11 protein-coding genes are annotated in these 16,331 nt (G+C 57.3%); all 11 read right to left on the bottom strand.

What is annotated here, in order from left to right; translation table 11 throughout:
• Positions 1–5: 5 nt before the first annotated feature.
• The 11 genes from HMPREF2886_RS19285 to HMPREF2886_RS19240 all read right to left on the bottom strand — a co-directional run bounded on the left by HMPREF2886_RS19285 (position 6) and on the right by HMPREF2886_RS19240 (position 16,220).
• Entirely contained in the window at positions 6–1,442 is a 1,437-nt protein-coding gene (locus HMPREF2886_RS19285) for a protein kinase domain-containing protein (RefSeq protein WP_041110531.1), read from the bottom strand.
• A 5-nt stretch (positions 1,443–1,447) separates the two neighbouring features.
• Entirely contained in the window at positions 1,448–2,143 is a 696-nt protein-coding gene (locus HMPREF2886_RS19280; protein WP_065278677.1) for a PP2C family serine/threonine-protein phosphatase, read from the bottom strand.
• Positions 2,143–2,808, bottom strand: coding sequence for a vWA domain-containing protein (locus HMPREF2886_RS19275; RefSeq protein ID WP_038664489.1), 666 nt, complete (start codon positions 2,806–2,808; stop codon positions 2,143–2,145). Before HMPREF2886_RS19275 ends, HMPREF2886_RS19280 begins: the two co-directional genes overlap by 1 nt.
• A gap of 199 nt (positions 2,809–3,007) precedes the next feature.
• Complete coding sequence (locus tag HMPREF2886_RS19270) at positions 3,008–4,804, bottom strand: GmrSD restriction endonuclease domain-containing protein (protein WP_070748099.1); 1,797 nt, start codon at positions 4,802–4,804, stop codon at positions 3,008–3,010.
• 29 nt (positions 4,805–4,833) lie between these two features.
• Complete coding sequence (locus HMPREF2886_RS19265; RefSeq protein ID WP_083318581.1) at positions 4,834–7,764, bottom strand: UvrD-helicase domain-containing protein; 2,931 nt, start codon at positions 7,762–7,764, stop codon at positions 4,834–4,836.
• A gap of 48 nt (positions 7,765–7,812) precedes the next feature.
• The gene (locus tag HMPREF2886_RS34330; RefSeq protein ID WP_139148410.1) at positions 7,813–7,959 is read right to left on the bottom strand and encodes an ATP-binding protein; all 147 of its coding nucleotides are present in this window, start codon (positions 7,957–7,959) and stop codon (positions 7,813–7,815) included.
• A gap of 14 nt (positions 7,960–7,973) precedes the next feature.
• Entirely contained in the window at positions 7,974–9,185 is a 1,212-nt protein-coding gene (locus HMPREF2886_RS33540) for a restriction endonuclease subunit S (RefSeq protein ID WP_083318580.1), read from the bottom strand.
• Positions 9,182–10,765: a type I restriction-modification system subunit M gene (locus HMPREF2886_RS19255; protein ID WP_070748093.1), complete on the bottom strand. Its 1,584-nt coding sequence runs from the start codon at positions 10,763–10,765 to the stop codon at positions 9,182–9,184. The genes HMPREF2886_RS33540 and HMPREF2886_RS19255 overlap by 4 nt, the downstream gene beginning before the upstream one ends.
• Before the next feature lie 32 nt (positions 10,766–10,797).
• Positions 10,798–14,181 carry a type I restriction endonuclease subunit R gene (locus HMPREF2886_RS19250; protein WP_070748120.1) on the bottom strand — a complete coding sequence of 1,128 codons (3,384 nt, stop codon included), beginning with the start codon at positions 14,179–14,181 and terminating at the stop codon, positions 10,798–10,800.
• A 48-nt stretch (positions 14,182–14,229) separates the two neighbouring features.
• A complete protein-coding gene (locus tag HMPREF2886_RS19245) occupies positions 14,230–15,711 on the bottom strand; it encodes a sigma-54 interaction domain-containing protein (protein ID WP_083318582.1) in 1,482 nt (493 codons plus the stop codon).
• Positions 15,712–15,935: 224 nt separating this feature from the next.
• On the bottom strand, positions 15,936–16,220 hold the full coding sequence (locus tag HMPREF2886_RS19240; RefSeq protein WP_043105886.1) for a hypothetical protein: 285 nt from the start codon (positions 16,218–16,220) through the stop codon (positions 15,936–15,938).
• Positions 16,221–16,331 lie beyond the last annotated feature (111 nt).

Below are 16,331 nucleotides of genomic sequence, written 5' to 3'. Positions count from 1 at the left end.
TGCTATCACCACCGGAACTTCCAGACGACTTTACTGGAGGGCAACCTGGAGTCCTTATGACCTGACTTCGCCGGCTCACCCACATGGATCAGAAAGGGCTCCTCATCCTTACCACGCAAGCTCTCCTTGATCCCCTGATAACGCTGCAACGTTTTAACGGTTTCCCCGCGCTGCAACTGCAACTGGCTATCCGGCAGCGGGTAAATCCCCAGGCCTTTGTCGCTGTACTCGATGCGGACATGGTCCGCCGGCCAGCGGTCATAGCTGAACGTCGGCAACAAGCGCTTGAGCTCAACTTCCCCTCCCGGCTGCAACCAGACCTTTCGCCCCGTCGCCACCAGCTCTTGAGGAATCTCCCCGTCCTCGTCCTGCTCGGCAGGCAAGGCAATGAATTCCTCAAACAGAACTAGACGGCTGTCAGCTGGCGCCTCACAGAAAAAACACTCCGCCTCGTCCGCTGCCCGCAAGTCCACTGGCAACAGGCTGGTACTGCCACAGTCCGGGCAGCAGTACATACGCTCATCCACTTCAACCAACGCCTCAAGCCACTCGGCCATAGTCGGGCGCTCATAGGGGCTGGTTCGCCCACCCTCAAAGCAACGGCTAAACAGTTGGGGCAGCTTGCTGTGCTCCAGCAACTGCAGCGGCAGATTAACGAAGCAAGCGTTACTGTCGTCCGCGCTATCGTTGATCCAGGGATGCTCACCGCGCAGCGCGGCGTCTTCGACTTCGGGCTCACCGTCACTGACCATCTCACCCTTGAACGGGTGGTTGTGTGTCAGCAACTGATAGGCAATAACGGCGAAGCTCCAGCAATCGGTGAGGCTGGACAACAACGCCTCACCACGCACCACTTCCGGTGCGCCATAGTCCACGGTGTGCAGGGTCAAGCCACTGTGGCTATCGAGGCTGATGTTGTCGCAGTCAATCAACCACGTCTCGGCAAACGCCGGATCGTCCGAGACAAAGATATTGTTCGGCGACAGATCACCGTAGAGCATGCCGCGCCCGTGCAACTGATTCAGTGTTCTGGCCATCTGGCCCAGAATACGAATACGCCGACGCAGCCCGCCCTGGCGCAGATAATCTTCATGCGCCTCTTCTTCAGCATTAGCAAAACTGTCCAGCAGCCCCTGCAAAGGCACCAGCCCGTCCATCAGCTCCATCACATAACCGCAGCGTGGCTCAGCCAGCAGTTCAAGCGGTCTAGCCAGCTTCAAATCGGCCAGATCCTGCCGGGTCAGCCATTCGATGTGCTCACGCCAACGACGGCGCGCCTGCTCATCCTTATTGGTAAACCCCTTGATCAGAGCTTGTGGGTACTGGGTGCGGTAAACAACGCCCTGCCCACCACTGCTCAACTCACTCGTGAGCTCATAAACCGAACCTTTGCTGTCCTGCACCATGCGCTGCTTCTGCGGCGCGGCCTTGTTCGTGCTCATCTGTATCAATCCGTTAAGAAAATTCCAGCAATGCTCTTGTCGTCACCATGGCGTGGCGTCGACCAGTCCAGCAGCTCACCCGTCAACCAGCGGCGCATGCGGCGCTTGCTACTACAACGCAGTTGGCGCCGGTAAATGGCATCAAAAAACGACTCAAGCTGCGATGGAATCAGGTCATCCGAGATACCATCCGTCATCAGCAGTACGCCATCACCCGGCTGGCTCAACTCAAACTCGAAACTGCGAGTATTCCGGGCATCCGCCTGGGCCAAGGTCAGGGTCTGATTACCGAAGCCCTGGCGTTGATCGGTCAGCACCTTGAAAGCGCCAGCGCTTCTTGCCAGCAGCAATCCATCGCCAATCTGCCCGGCAACAGCCCGGCCACGGGCATCCACGCGCGCCCACAGGCAGGTCGTTTCATGCAGGCGATAACGCTCGCCAAAACAGGCCAGCCAGGCCTTGCGAACCTCGTCAGTAACCGCTGCATGAGTAATGTCCGCCTGGCACCGAAGCACGTGCCGTGACAACTGCACCGCCTTGCGCGAACCGAAGTGGCTCAAGGGGCGACTGCCCAATCCATCGGCAACTGCAACGCACCAACCGCCGCGTATACCACTGACGGCCAGGGCATCCTGGTTAGGTGAGTCATCCTGCTGGTGGGCGGGGCCCCTCACCGAAGCCCCACTCGCCAACAAGCGCATCAGAAATCCCAGTCCTGATCATCCGTCGGGATTTGCAGCGGAGCAGACTGATTCGGCGTCGCCGAGCGGCTACGTGCACTGACGCTCATCGTCACAGCGCGGAAAAAACGGTGGATATCCGCAGCATTCTCGGCACGGAACAGCGGTGCCTCCGGGTCATTGGCAAAATCACCGAGCATGCTCTCATCGGCATCAGCACCGATGGCCATGGCAAAGCGAGTGGCCTTGGACGAGCGCTCGCCATTGGCCAGACGAGCAAAGGAACCCTGCCAGTCATCAGTAGGGTGGCCATCGGAAACCAGCACGATTACCGGTTTGTAGGCGCGGGAGGGGATGCTGTCCTTGTCTTCGATCATCTGGCTGGCCAGTGCCAGAGCACCACCCAGCGGAGTCGCCCCCGCAGCAGTAAGCGGGGTGAAGCCCTGCAACTGATGAGCCGGAGTCAAAGGCAAATTCACCTCTGCTTGACTGCCAAAGGTGATCAAACTGACCTGCAGTTCAGCCCGCAGGCGGCTCTCGCCGGCAAAGCTGCTGATCATGTCTTTCAGGCCCTTGTTCAGCGCCTCGATCTTGCCATCCACAGACATGCTGCCACTGGTGTCAGCCAGAACGATGATCGGCAGCGGACGGGCGGTTTGGACCTGGAATTTTTTGAGTTCTGACACTGTGTACTTCCTTGATAGTCAATTGGATATCTCCCTATAAGCGCATCCCGTGCCAACTCATGTTTTCTTTTAAAAACAGTATGTTATGCAATCTTGAAGGCCGAGAAAGATCGTTATATACGTAAAAACCGTTATTTATTGGTAATTTTGTTTACCGACACGAAGAGGGGCTCATTCACAACGCTGTGGGAAATACCCCTCACAATCCCCAGTAATACTGCTTAATCTTCTGCGCCATCAGCCGGCGGCGTTCGGTGAGGAAGGTTTCGAACTGCTCAGGCTGATAGGCAGCGAGGTCATCCGGGAGGCAGTTGGCCGCCAGGTTGGCCTTAAGGTCATCCAGGCTGATGATCGCACCATAGTGCGCTGCGCCTTGCTGACACTGGTCAAAGACCTTCGCCATATAAGCGGCCGGGGCGGTATCGCCGATCTTGATGTTCACTTCCTGCTGCACGTACACATAGTTGGCCACCTGGTTGTACTTGCTTCTGAGCAGCCCCCGCTGCTTGAGGAAGTTCTTCGGGAAGATGTGATGGATATCGCCGTGATGCGTAAGCATGTCACGCACGGTGATGTCCTTGGACAGGAAGCCCTTATCACCCCGATTGGCCTGTGCGGCCCAGAACACCTTGATAGCCGGGGCGTTGACGGACGAGGTGTTCAAGGCCTGCGGCAGACCGAAATCCCAGAAGGCATCAGACAGTTCAGCCGCTTCGATATCAGCCAGTACGTCAGCAAAGGGTCGCTCGTGTACGGCCTTGATGTCCTTGTCGAAGCGCGACTCCGGCGAGCCTGAGTAGCGTCCGGTGAGCAGCGACATGACGAACCAGCGGCGCACCCAGCTTTCGATCTTGGGGTTGTTGCCCAGGTCGCGTTTGAGCTTGAGGTACAGCACGTAGGCGAAGTTCAGCGCGTTGACTGAACCAATCATGGAGCTGTCCACGTAGCCGGCCGAACGGATGATCATCAGGAAGCGTTTGAAGTGCGTTTCATTGATGAACTCCCTGACCCCTTCGCTCAGGGTCTTGAAGGACGCTTCTTCGATTTCCTTCTCGTAGCTACGCGTCTCGAAGTTACGGCCAGAGAGCAGTCCTACCAGATCCGACAGCCGTCCACGATTGAACTTGGTGGTGAAGGCCACGCGCAGCATGTCCGAGTAGCTGGGGTCGTAGAGGTCGTCGTTTTCACTCTTCAGCCAGCGCATAGCTTTGAAGTATTCGGTCTGCACGAAGGTCTTATCGTTGTTCTCGATATGCGCGTAGAACTCCGGCGCAATGGACAGGTGGCAGAAGTAGTCGATGGTCTTGCGCAGGGTGTTGCCATCGAACTCCTCGTTAGCGGCGATCTTCGACATCACGAAGTCCGCCTGACTGAGCACCACACCCTTGGAGTTGATGCGGATAAAGATCTCGGTGACCGTCTCGATATCCAGATCCGCCGCCAGCTCGATCAGGCCGATCTGCTTCTTGGTGATATCGCACAACCTGTCCAAACGCTCGAAAACCAGATCTTCTTTCACATCTGGATTTAGCTCGAGATAGTCTCTAGCCACCTTGTAAGACCGCAGCTCGCCATTAACGATGGGGGCGATATCAGGCAGCCAGGTTTTGTCCTTCTCAATGGCGGGGGTGCTGACCTCGAAGCGTTCTTCGATGGGGTGGAAGGCAATGCGGATACGCACCTGCTGGTAATCCTGGTTGACCACCTGCTGCCCGGCGATGGCGGCGGTCAGCGCCGTGACACGCTGCTGACCATCAATAAGCACCTTCTTGCCCTCAGCCAGCGAGCCATCTTTCAGCTTCACCGTCGGGTTGCGCCAGGCAATGATGTAACCCACCGGAAAGCCCTGATACAGGCTGTCCATCAGGTCACGCACCTTGGTGGCATCCCACACAAAAGGCCGCTGGATTTCCGGGATTGCGATCTCCCCGGATTTAACCCAGCTCAGCAGGGTTTCGATCAGGTGTTGGTTAACCGAGTATTTCTGTGCCGACATAGCGTATGTCCCTATATTCGCGCCCAATTCTAAAAACGACTTTCATGACTACCCGCAACCAGCAAACCCGAATCGAACATGATCCTGTTTTCTGTATGCCTGCAGCCCTCACCCTCAGACCGATAGTTGCGGCAACCCCAGAACTCGCCATTTCGCCCCTTTCGCTGAGTCATTTCCGCACCACATTTCGGGCACGTAGGCACCCAACGTTGGCAGTCTGGATTGATACAAATCTTGAAGCGCCCAGCGCGGCGCATTTGCGAGTCGCAATGCGCGCAGCCGCGCTCCTTGTGAGCGCAGAGCGGGAATTTATTGCAGCCAAAAAACCGGCCAAACTGGCTTTGGCGTGACACCATGGTCCCGGTTTTACACTTGATGCACTTGAGCATGTGCAGCAATTGCTGACTGAGTGATGTTGAGAACTCGTCAAGATCGAGCTCGTATTCGTTCTTCAACAACTCGACAACAAAAGCCGACGCCACGGCCATATCGGCGATCAGATAAGCACGTTGTCTTGCCCGGGTAAGGGCCACATAAAACAGCCGACGCTCCTCAGCGTAAGGGAAATCCTCTTGTGCCGGCAGCAATGCCTCCAGCAACGGATGCGTGGTTTTCTGCGAGGGGAAACCATGCTTGCCCGTCTCCAGACCGAGCAGCACCACGTAATCCGCTTCTTTGCCTTTGGAAGCATGGATGGTGTGACACTCCAGCACTAACGAAGGGAATCGCGATGCGAGTCGCCGCAGTTCGTCTCTGTCTGGCAAGTTAAAGCCGTAACGCCCAAGCAGATAGACACTGCTCCCAGGGTCGGCAATTTCTGCGATGCGGGCAACGACCTTCTCCAGCCGGCTTGGCTCCTCGCTGCCGGGTTTAGGCCGGTTGTCTTCCCTGAGCAGGGATACCGCAGGGCGTTTAACCTTTTGCAGCGTATTAAGCTGCTTCCTGACCTGGATCGGGTTTGCCAGCACGAAGCGCGTCGCCACATCGCTGATGCTGTTGTTGAAGCGGAACGTCAGATCGAGGGCCGTTACTTTGGTCGTGCCAAACCGTTCACTAAATGCCGTTGTAAAGCTCAGATCACTGCCGGTGAAACGATAAATAGCCTGCCAATCGTCACCCACGCAGAATAACGAGCACTCCGGCACAGAGTCCCGCAGATACCTGATCAAGCGGGCACGCGCCTCAGAGATATCTTGGAACTCATCCACCAGAATATATCGCCACGGGCTACGGAAACGCCCTTCGCGGACGTACTCAATAGCCTTGCCAATCATGTCATCGAAATCGATATGCCCGGCGCTATCCAACAGGGCCTGATAATCGTCCAGAATGGGCCGCAGCAGTGCCAGCGCAGCGTCCACCTGCTTCGGGTTCTTCGCGCGCTTGATCGCAGCCTCCACCTGCCCTTGCTCGTAACAATTAGCGCGGTAGCGCTTCAGCAGATCGGCCAGCAGTACCGCAAAGCTATTGATTGCGCCAAACTCGCGTAGCGTTTCGAGCACCGCTTCCGGGGGCAATTCCTGGTACTGAACACCCAGTGCGGCCAGCTGCGCGTCGATGGCATCAAACAGCCCACCTTCCATTAACTGATAGTGGTACAGCTCCACCAGGCGCGTACCTTTATCGGCATGTAACTGGCGCTTCCACGCCATACCTTGGTGGTACTGCTCGCGGTCTACATAGGGGGCTGTACCGCCCTGCCGGTCGATACCGTAATACTCGATGTAGATACCCTGCTCGGGCGGATAGAAATCCGGCTGGTATTGGCGATAAAGGGGGCTGGCTGTCTTGTGCTCGTAAGCAGGCTCATACAAGTAGGCGATGCCCTGCTTGAACAGGTAGTTCGCCACCAGGCACTCACCCAGGCTTTTCACGGCCTCGCCTTTAAGGGTGCGGATATCATTGGCAAGGATGTAGTCGTAGTACTCCCCCTCTGACTCGAACTCAAAGGGGTTCGCCTCCGGGTACAAGTGGTGCTGGAAGTAATCAATCGCCAGCCGCTGGTACTCGGGAGTCTTGAGATGCTGCTCGAACCACTGGCTCACCTGCCAGGCCAGCGCCTTGTCGTCTTCCGCCAAGGGTGAAAGGGAGGGCTGCTCGCCCTCTACCTTGGCAATAATCGTCTTACCCAGTTTGTGAAATGTGCTGGTGGTGATACCGCACTTACCCAGCCGGTGATCGATGCGCTCCTGCATTTCCTTTGCAGCTTTGTTGGCGAAAGCCAGCATCAGAATATCCGCAGCCCGGGCCTGACCACTCGCCATCAAAAAACCTGCACGGCCTACCATGGTGCTGGTCTTGCCCGTACCGGCACCCGCCAACACCAGGTTGTTATCCTCATCCACGACACAGGCAACGCGCTGGCGCTCGGTAAGCGGCTGGCTCTCTACCGTGTCGAAGAACGCGCCGTTGCGCGCCAGCTGCCCATCAACGTATTGCTTGCGCAGCTTTTCCCAGTCTGCTTCCTGCCACCGGGTAACCGCTGCCAGCCACTTGAATGGGCTGACATCTACATCGGTACACCAGTGGGGCTCAGGCACACGCTGAAAACGCTGCAGGGCTTGCTCGGCCATAACCCTGGCCGCGTCCAGCCGCGATTGGCGGGGATACCCTTTGTTCAGCAGGGCCCGGATTTTACGAACGACCTGCTCTATCTCGGGCGCCAGTTTGCGTAACCAGTGCGCTCGCAGCCACTGAAATAGCCGTTCACCGTCAGCCTTGCGCAGGCCAGGGAATACCTTTTCGCCGCAGTCCGTTTGCAGCACCAGCCGGGAGAAAACGATTCCCTCCTGGAAGGTTGCCTCGTTAGCCAGCGACGTCGCTTCGATCAGGTAGTTCTCACCGCTCTTGGTCGTGACCGCTAACCCTTTGTCACCCAACGAGAAGGTGGCCGCTTGCGCGCCAAACAGGCGCATCAACCAGTGAGGGGCGACATCTATCGATGAGGATTCAGCAGTCATAGTCAGCCTGTGAGCATGTGTCAGCGAAAGACACACTGAGCGCCTTGTCTATTCAAGCGAGCTCGACCTCTCAAGGCTGGTCGATTGGCCATCGTCATTGCGACCGACGATGCCGGTCATGGCCTCGTCGATGGGAATGACGGTGGTGGCGCGGTAACCGCGGAAATGGGTGAGCTTGACGGACTTAAGACGCATGGAGATTTCCTTATCTACAGCTGGCCGGAAAATGCTTTCTGGCTTAGAGAGTCAAATAGAGGATGGGCGGCAACTAATTCACAACGAGCCTTGATAGACCTAACCTGAGTGGAAATTTTCAAAAAACTTTCTTGAAGATTTAATGGAGGATTTATAACTTCTAAATCCCTAATCTTGCCAACGTTAAGAATACCCATTGTCCCGCCATGCGACATGCCTTCGATTTTCTTAATCATTTCCTTTGTAGTGAGCAGGTATTTCATATACCAGGGGCTAGCGCACGACTCGTTAAATCTAATTTTCATCAGGCGAGGATTAATTATGCCCGGATGATAATCTTTCGGAACGACAGAAACTTTTCCAAAGCTACCAACCAGGCTAATCAAAACATCCCCCTCTGAAACAGAGCAAGAAGCCAGGGACTCATACTTTTCTTCATTAATAAAGTAATCCCCATACTCCAAGTCATCTCGAATCACCTGTTCCTGACCGTAAATCTTGTAGCCCTCGGGGACATAATCCTCTTTCTTCAAAGCCGAACCAAAGGGGCCTGCCTTGATAGCGTATTTATCTTTTGCGGCAACTTCTTCAATACGCTTTACATCCCACCCCTTCGGATTGGTCACCGGGTCGCCGAACATGTCCAGAAACACGGCGCGGAGGAAGTCGTCGGCGAGCTGGATGGCTTGCTGGCGTTTGCGGCGAATGGCGTCGGCCTTGTCGAGGATGGCGGCGATGCGCTTTTGTTCGGGCAGGGGTGGGAGGGGGATTTCCAAATCCTGAAACCTACCAACATCCAAGTTTGAAATATTTGTCGTTTGGCGACCACAGTGCCTGATCTTATGCTGAGTGGCTGGACAAGCCACCCAGTGATACAAGTATCTAGAGTCAACGCGGGATTCTTTCGCTCTTACGATTGAAATGAAGCCACCAGCAGTCGCCTCATAGGCTAGCTTTGGCACATAGCTAGCTTTTCCTACAAGCTCCCAGCTATTTGCTGAAGAAACTAAAATATCCCCCTCCCGAAGCGCCTGCTCTTTTCTTCTTACAAATCCAGAAGGCACAGCAATTAGATCACTCTGATCCAGCCCCGCCACCTGAACATTCTTTGTACGCATAACAACTGTAGAGCCCTCCGAGAATGGCTCTACTTGATCCTCGGGCGTAAAGGTGACGCCTCGAATAAAGGAAATAACTTCGCCCAATCTAGATATAGGCCAACTCACAGCATCCCCTCCAGCTCATCCAGATCCGCCATGATTTCCTGCTCCAGCCCTTTAAGCCGCTGCAGAATCACTTTCGGGTCTTCGTACTCCTCCTGCTGGTATTCCACTTCCTTGTAGCGGTTGATGGAGAGGTCGTACTTGTTGGCGGCGATATCCTCAGCCGGCACGACAAAGGCCTTTTTGCGCTTGTCGCCGAACAGGGTATTGATGGTGCTGGCGCTGATATTGCCTTCGACCATCTGCCGGTATTTGTGCCACTGGGCGATGGCGTCAGGCAGGTCGTTGCTGCCCTCGCCTTTCAGCTCGCTGCGTTTGTCGTCCAGCGAGTAGCCGTCGGCCTGCAGGTCGTAGAACCACACGCGCTCGGTGGTGCCGCCCTTGGTGAAAATCAGGATGGCGGTACTGACACCGGCATAGGGTTTGAACACGCCGCTAGGCAGGCTAACGATGCCTTCCAATTGGTTGTTGTCGAGCAGCTCCTGGCGCAGTTGCTGGTGAGCCTTGGAGGAGCCGAACAGCACGCCGTCCGGCACGATCACCGCCGCACGGCCACCGAGCTTGAGCGAGCGGAGGATGTGGGCGACGAACAGCAGTTCGGTCTTTTTGGTTTTCACCAGGCCGAGCACGTCGGGGTTGGTGTTTGTTTCGTCCAGGCTGCCTTTGAACGGCGGGTTGGCCAGCACCACGTCGAAGAAGTCCTGCTCCTGACGCGGGTAGTGCTCCTTGATGGATTTGCTCAGGGAGTCCTGGTAGCGGATGTTCGCGCCGTTCACCCCGTGCAGCATCATGTTCATGCTGGAGACGCGCAGCATGGTGGTGTCGAAGTCGAAGCCCCAGAACATCTGGCTGTTGATGTGCTGGCGGTAGGGTTCGAGCAGGTCGCCGGAGTAATGCAGGTTGCCGTCTTCGTCAGTGAAGGTGCCTTCCGGACTGGAATGCACACGGTTGAGGTATTCCATGGTACGGGCGAGGAAGCCGGCGGTGCCGCAGGCCGGGTCGCAGATCACCTCGGTGGGCTGCGGGGCAATTAGCTCGATCATCGCGTCGATGATATGTCGCGGCGTGCGGAACTGGCCGTTGATGCCGGCGGTGGTGAGCTTGCTCAGCAGGTATTCGTAGATATCGCCCTTCACGTCGCTCTGGGTCAGCGGCAGGTCGTTGACCATCTCCACGGCGGAGGTGAGCACGGACTCGTTCTTGATCTCCAGATCGGCGTCCTGCATGTATTCGCTGATATGGCCAAGGCCCTCGCGTTCACCGCCCTCGCCTTCGGCACCACCGAGCTTGGCGAAGAATGGATAGACCTTCTGCTTGAGGTGGCTGTGCAGCTCCTTGCCGCTCATGTTGCGGAAGTTCTTCCAGCGCAGCAGTTGGCCTTCCGGGGTATTGGGGAACAGGCGGTCGAAGGCCTTGCCGGTGCGATTGGCTTTGCGCTCGGCCACGTCTTCCTGCATGTCGAGCATGCGGGCGAACATCAGGTAGCTGATCTGTTCGATCACAGTCAGCGGGTTGGTGATGCCGCCGGTCCAGAATTTTTCCCAGAGCTTGTCGATATCGTTGCGGATTTTGCCGGTGAGCATTCAGTGGTCTCGATCTGTAGGTTGAGCGGCCATCAGGCGGGTGTGCCGGGCTGGTCGGGGTTCTTCAAAAAGGGTTTGAGCACGGCCACCAGCTCGGTGACATCGGCGGGGGCGAACACGCCGTCGATGCCCTCGTGGGAGATGCTGGAAAACGGCGCGTCGTAGAGTGTTTCAATCACGATGCTGCCGTGCTGGGCGATGTAGTTTTTCAGCAGATTCATAAAGCGCACCTGCTGGGCGGTCAGGCTGGGATGGGCATGGAGGAACTGTTTGAAGTGTTCCTCGATGGCGTGTGCATCCAGGCCAATAATCTCGCGTACGGTGAGGTGCAGTTGATCGGCTGTGCGACCGTAGAACTCGTTGAGCACCTCCAGGCTGACGCCGGGGTGGCTGGTGAGGATGGTCGAGGTCAGGGTTTTCAGCTCGCTCTCGACAATGGGTTCGCCCTTGTGGATTTTCTGCAGGGTCGGGTTGGCGGCGAGCATACCGGCAAGGATGTCCTTGAGGCGGCGGCGGTAGATCATGGCCTCGCTGGCGCCAGTGATGTACACCGCGCGCTCGTCGCCCAGCAGGTTGCCATCCTTGGTTTTGGTGGTTCCTATGCCATCACCCGGCCCGGTGCCGGTCTGACGATATTTCATGATGCCGCGCAGTTCCTGGCGGGCGTTTTCCAGCTTGTCGATGCTCGGCTGCAGCCAGAAGTCGGCGCTGCGTACTTCGGCGATCAGGGCATCCTTCTGGCGGACGGCCTGGATATTCACGGCGAGCTTGTCCAACTCGGCCAGCAGGGCAATTTTGCCGTCCTCGAAGCAGCTGGCCTGCTCGACCAGGCAGCACTGAATACCGGCGATCAGCTTATCCAGCGCAGTGGCGTGTTTGTCGCGCAGCACGCGGGCCGACATCAACGGGGCAATGGTGTTGGCCAGCAGGTGTTGGGTTTTGCCATCGAACTGCTGCAGCTGCTGGGTTTGCTGCAACTGGTGCACGGCGCGCAGTTCACGCTTTACCGCCACGCTGGTGTCGGGCAGGTCGTTGATGTCAGCACGCAGCAGGGCAATGGCGGCATCAAAGGCGGCGGCATGGTTATGACGCAGGGCGGCCTGGGCCAGCGCCAGGCGTGCTTCGAAGGTGGCTTGCAGCAGGGATTTGCTGCCGGTGTCTTCCGGCTCCTGATACTCCTGCTCGAAGAAATCGAAATTGCCGTAGTGGTCGAAGATCAAAAACTCGGTTTTGTCTTTACCGGGGCCAAACAGGTTGGGGCGCAGGCGGGTGCCGCGGCCGATCATCTGCCAAAACTTGACCCAGGATTTGACCGGCTTGGCGAACACCAGATTGACCACTTCGGGCACGTCAATGCCGGTATCAAGCATGTCGACCGAAATGGCGATGCGGAAGTCGTTGTCCGGCTTTTTGAATTCCTTGATCAGGGTGTCCACATGCGGGATGGCGTTGTGGATGACCTTGCAGACCTTGGTGCCGTACTGCGGGTAGAGCTTGCAGAAGAGCTTTTCCAGGTGCTCGGCGTGGTCCTGACGCTGGGCAAAGACGATGGTCTTGCCGACCAGTGAGCCGGTCTCGTCCTTGATGCCGTTGTTAATCAGGTTTTCCAGGATGATGCGGTCGGTGTCTTCGCTGAAGATTTTGCGGCCAATGTCTTTGCCGGCGATGGTGGTGCGCTTGGCTTCCTCCTCGCCGAGGTCCTCTTCGAGCTGACGCTTCTGATCTTCGCTGAGGTCGTTGTAGTGGATGCCGTCGCGTAGGAAGTCCGTGGTGAGGTCCTTCACGCGGAATGGCGCCAGATAAGGCGGCTCATTATTGATGGCAGCATCGAGGCCGAACTCGAAAGTCGGGTCTGTGGTTTCGCAGTCGAACATATCGAAGGTGTTGCGGCTGATGAACTTCACCGGCGTGGCGGTGAGACCGACCTGCAGCGCGTCGAAGTAGTCGAACAGGTCGCGGTACTTGTTGTAGATGCTGCGGTGGCTTTCGTCGGCGATGATCAGGTCAAAAAAGCCCACATCAAGCTGAGCGAAGCGATTCATCATGCCTGGGTAGGTGGCGATGTAGATGCGCGCGGTCTGGTCGACCTGACCGGTTTCACCAATCACGCAGCGCGGCTCGCTGGGCAGGTTTTGCTTGAAGGCGTCATCGGCCTGCACGCGCAGCTCTTTGCGGTCGCAGAGGAACAGCACGCGTTTGGCCCAGCCGGTGCGCAGCAGCAATTCAGCCAGGGCGATGGCCACGCGAGTTTTACCGGTGCCGGTGGCCTGGATGATCAGGGCTTTGCGGCGCTGCTGCTGGAAGTGCGCGGCGACGGTTTTGATCGCCTCAATCTGGTAGGGGCGGTCGGCAATGCTCAGCTCTGGGTTGTGTTTCTCCAGCGCGGGGACGCGGTACTGGCGCTGATAGGCGAGGTATTCCAGGCTGTCCTTGCTGTAGATGCCGTACACCGGGCGGTAGGTGTTGTACTGCTTGTCGTCCCAGATAAAGGTTTCGTAGCCGTTGCTGTAGAAAATCACCGGGCGCTGCATGCCCATGCGCTCGAAGCCATCGGCGTACATGCGCGCCTGTTCGCGCCCGGCCTGCAGGCTGACATTGCCGGATTTCTTGGCCTCAATCACGGCCAGGGGCTGACCGTTGTCGCCCCATAGCACGTAGTCCGCACGGCCCTTGCCGGAGACGTTGCCGGGGAAGACGACCTCGACTTCCTGGCCGACCTGCGCGGGATTGCTGACATCCCAACCGGCTTGCAGGAGCATGGCGTCGATCAGCAATGCGCGGGTTTTGGCTTCGTTCCACTGCAGGCTGTCGGCCACCTGCTGGCTCTGCTGCTGACGCTTTTGCTGGTCAGGCTTGGCAGGCGGGTCGACTTTGTCGAGGTGGCGGGTGCGCTCCTGCTCCAGCTTGTCCATCACGCTCTGCAGCGCTTCCTGCTGCTGGTTGAGTTCCTTCTCATAGCTGGAGACGGTTTTCTGCAGGGTGGCCAGCATCGCCGCTGGGTCTTTGACCTCGGCAAATGCGGGGATCGAAGCTTGCGCGGTGCCGTAGTACTTGATGGCCATGTACATGGCCAGTTGGTAGGCCGTTTTCAGAGCCAGCTGGGCATTGCGCAAATCGCCCTCGGCACCGTGGGCGGTGTCGTTGCCCTGGATGCGCAGGAAGTTGATCTGGTGCACCAGGGGCTTGCTGACGCAATCAACAAACACCGGGTTTTTCACCAGGTCGTAGAAGCTCGACTGCGGCATGCGCGGCAGCAGCTCTTCCTTGTAGATGGCTTTGGTCAGTTCTTCGGCAAAGCTGCGCAGACGGGTGAGCGCGCTGCCCGGATCGATGTGCAGTACAGCCTCGGCAAGACCGGCCAAGTTCGCCAGCAGCTCGTTGCCGGGGCGGAGGAACTCGAAGTTGACTGATTTCATGTAGGCGATTCTGTCCATATCGGTCCTATAGCGAGGACCGTGCCATTTTTATTCGATGCCGTATTTGTCCATCCAGTTGCTCAGCGTTTGCTGGCTTTTAAGGCCTAGCAGGCTGGCTGCCCGGGTCTTGTTATTGCCGGTAAGCGTCAGTGCCTTGCGCAGATAATGCCCTGCCACCTCGGCAATTACCTGTTGTAGATCAATACCTTGGGTAACATCCATGGCCAATACATCGGCCTGCGCTTGCGGCAGCTTGAACAGCGCCTGCTCGATATCGTGGGCAGTAATCAAATCACCCTGACACCAGAGCGCTGCGCGCAACAAGGTGGATTGCAGCTCACGAACGTTGCCACGCCAGGGATGCTGAAGGATAAGATTTTTTGCTTCTGCGGAAATTTTCTTATCACCGAGACTGGTGTCCTGGCTGGCAATGCCTGCCAGCAGCGCTTCGGACAGCAACAGCAGGTCACCTTCGCGCTCTCTGAGCGGCGGCAAGTGCAGTACACCCACAGCGATGCGATAGAACAGGTCTTCACGGAAGCGCCCCTGGGCGACTTCCTGCATCAGGTTGCGATGAGTGGCGGTGATCAGCCGCACATCCACCTTTTGCTCCTGATTGGAGCCCACCGGGGTGAAGGTACCTTCCTGAAGAACGCGCAGGAGTCGAACCTGCACATCCGATGTGAGTTCGCCGAACTCATCCAGAAACAACGTGCCGCCATGGGCTTGTTGAAACACCCCGGGGCGATCGGCAATTGCGCCGGTGAATGCGCCCTTCTTGTGGCCAAACAGGGTGGAGTCGATCAGCTCCGGCACGATGGCACCGCAGTTCACCGCCACAAAGGGCGCTGCAGAACGTGGGCCGGCATTGTGAATGGCGCGGGCAAACAACTCTTTGCCGGTGCCGGTTTCACCGTAAATCAGTACTGGGACCTGCTTCGTCGCGAGTATCTGCGCCTGCGCCTTGAGTGCCAGCATCCGCTCGCTCTGCGTCACGATGCTGTCGAAGGCTGCATCCACAGGGGCATCCAGCCCGGCGAGCTGAACCAGCTTGTCGGTGCTGATGGCATTGGCCGCTGGTACATACTCAGCCGCGATTTCAAACGGCACCTCAACCTGCTGCACGCCTTGCTCAAGTGAAGACTGGTAGAAAGTCGCCGGGTATCGCGTTTTGCCCAGCAGAATCCACACCGCTTGCATGGCCGGCGTGCCGGGGCTGAGCAGAATGGAGAGCTGGTTTGCGGGAGTATTGAGGCGCTTTAAATGCTGACTGGCGGCCTGGTAGATCTCCCCGAAATGAACGGGGGAAGACAAGGTCACGTAATGCGCGGTGACGGGTACATCGACCTGCTGGCGGAGCCAGTCCAGATAGGGTTCAACGCGTTCGGCGGGGTATGAGCAAATCAGCTCGACACAATCAAAGGACACCGTGCTCAGGGTCGCCAGGATCGGGCCTGCCTCAGCACCTGCAACTGCCTTTAGATCATTCCCGCCCACCCAACTGGCCAATACGCGTTGCTTGTTTACCACTGTCCCTGTTCTCCCGGCCTCCCTCTTGCCCATCAGCGGGCAGGAGAAAATGTGCTCTGGCTCACGTCCGGATAGTAAACCAATCCTTCAACCCGGGTCTTTAACTGCCTGACTGGATGTTCAAGTTGAGCTGTAGCAACAGCACGGCTTTTGCTCCCAGCAAATATTGGTATGAGCTGCTGCCGGGGTAGAACGATGAAGGGGCCTTTCGGCCCCTTGTGAACTTAGTTAGCCAACAGGCTTTCAAGCTTCTCGATCAGGTAATCCAGCGGGCTACGCCCCTCCAGGCGTTTTTCGAAAACTTCGTTGCGGTGATAGGCGACCCAGGTTTCGAGAGCATGCCAATTATCCTTCTCGTAGCCAGAGCCCAGGATGCAAACAAGCTCAGTGCCATGGGGGTTCTCGAGGTAGTGACTCATGGCTGAAGCCAGATGCTTGAGGTACTTATGCTCGCGAGCCTCCATTGATGGATGCAGAGGGGTCACGTTGTCACGTTTGATCAGTTTCATGGTGGAACTCCTCAGGCCTTGAGATTGGCTTTGATTAGGTTGTCGAAGGCACTGCCATCACGCCGCGTCAGGTTGGGTGGTCTGTCCCGGGCTGAGTGGACACTGACTTAA

It is taken from the genome of Pseudomonas sp. HMSC066A08 (assembly GCF_001813025.1).
GTDB lineage: Bacteria > Pseudomonadota > Gammaproteobacteria > Pseudomonadales > Pseudomonadaceae > Pseudomonas > Pseudomonas aeruginosa.
The sequence above is the reverse complement of the archived record's forward strand: the minus strand, read 5'-3'. Positions and strand labels throughout refer to the sequence as shown.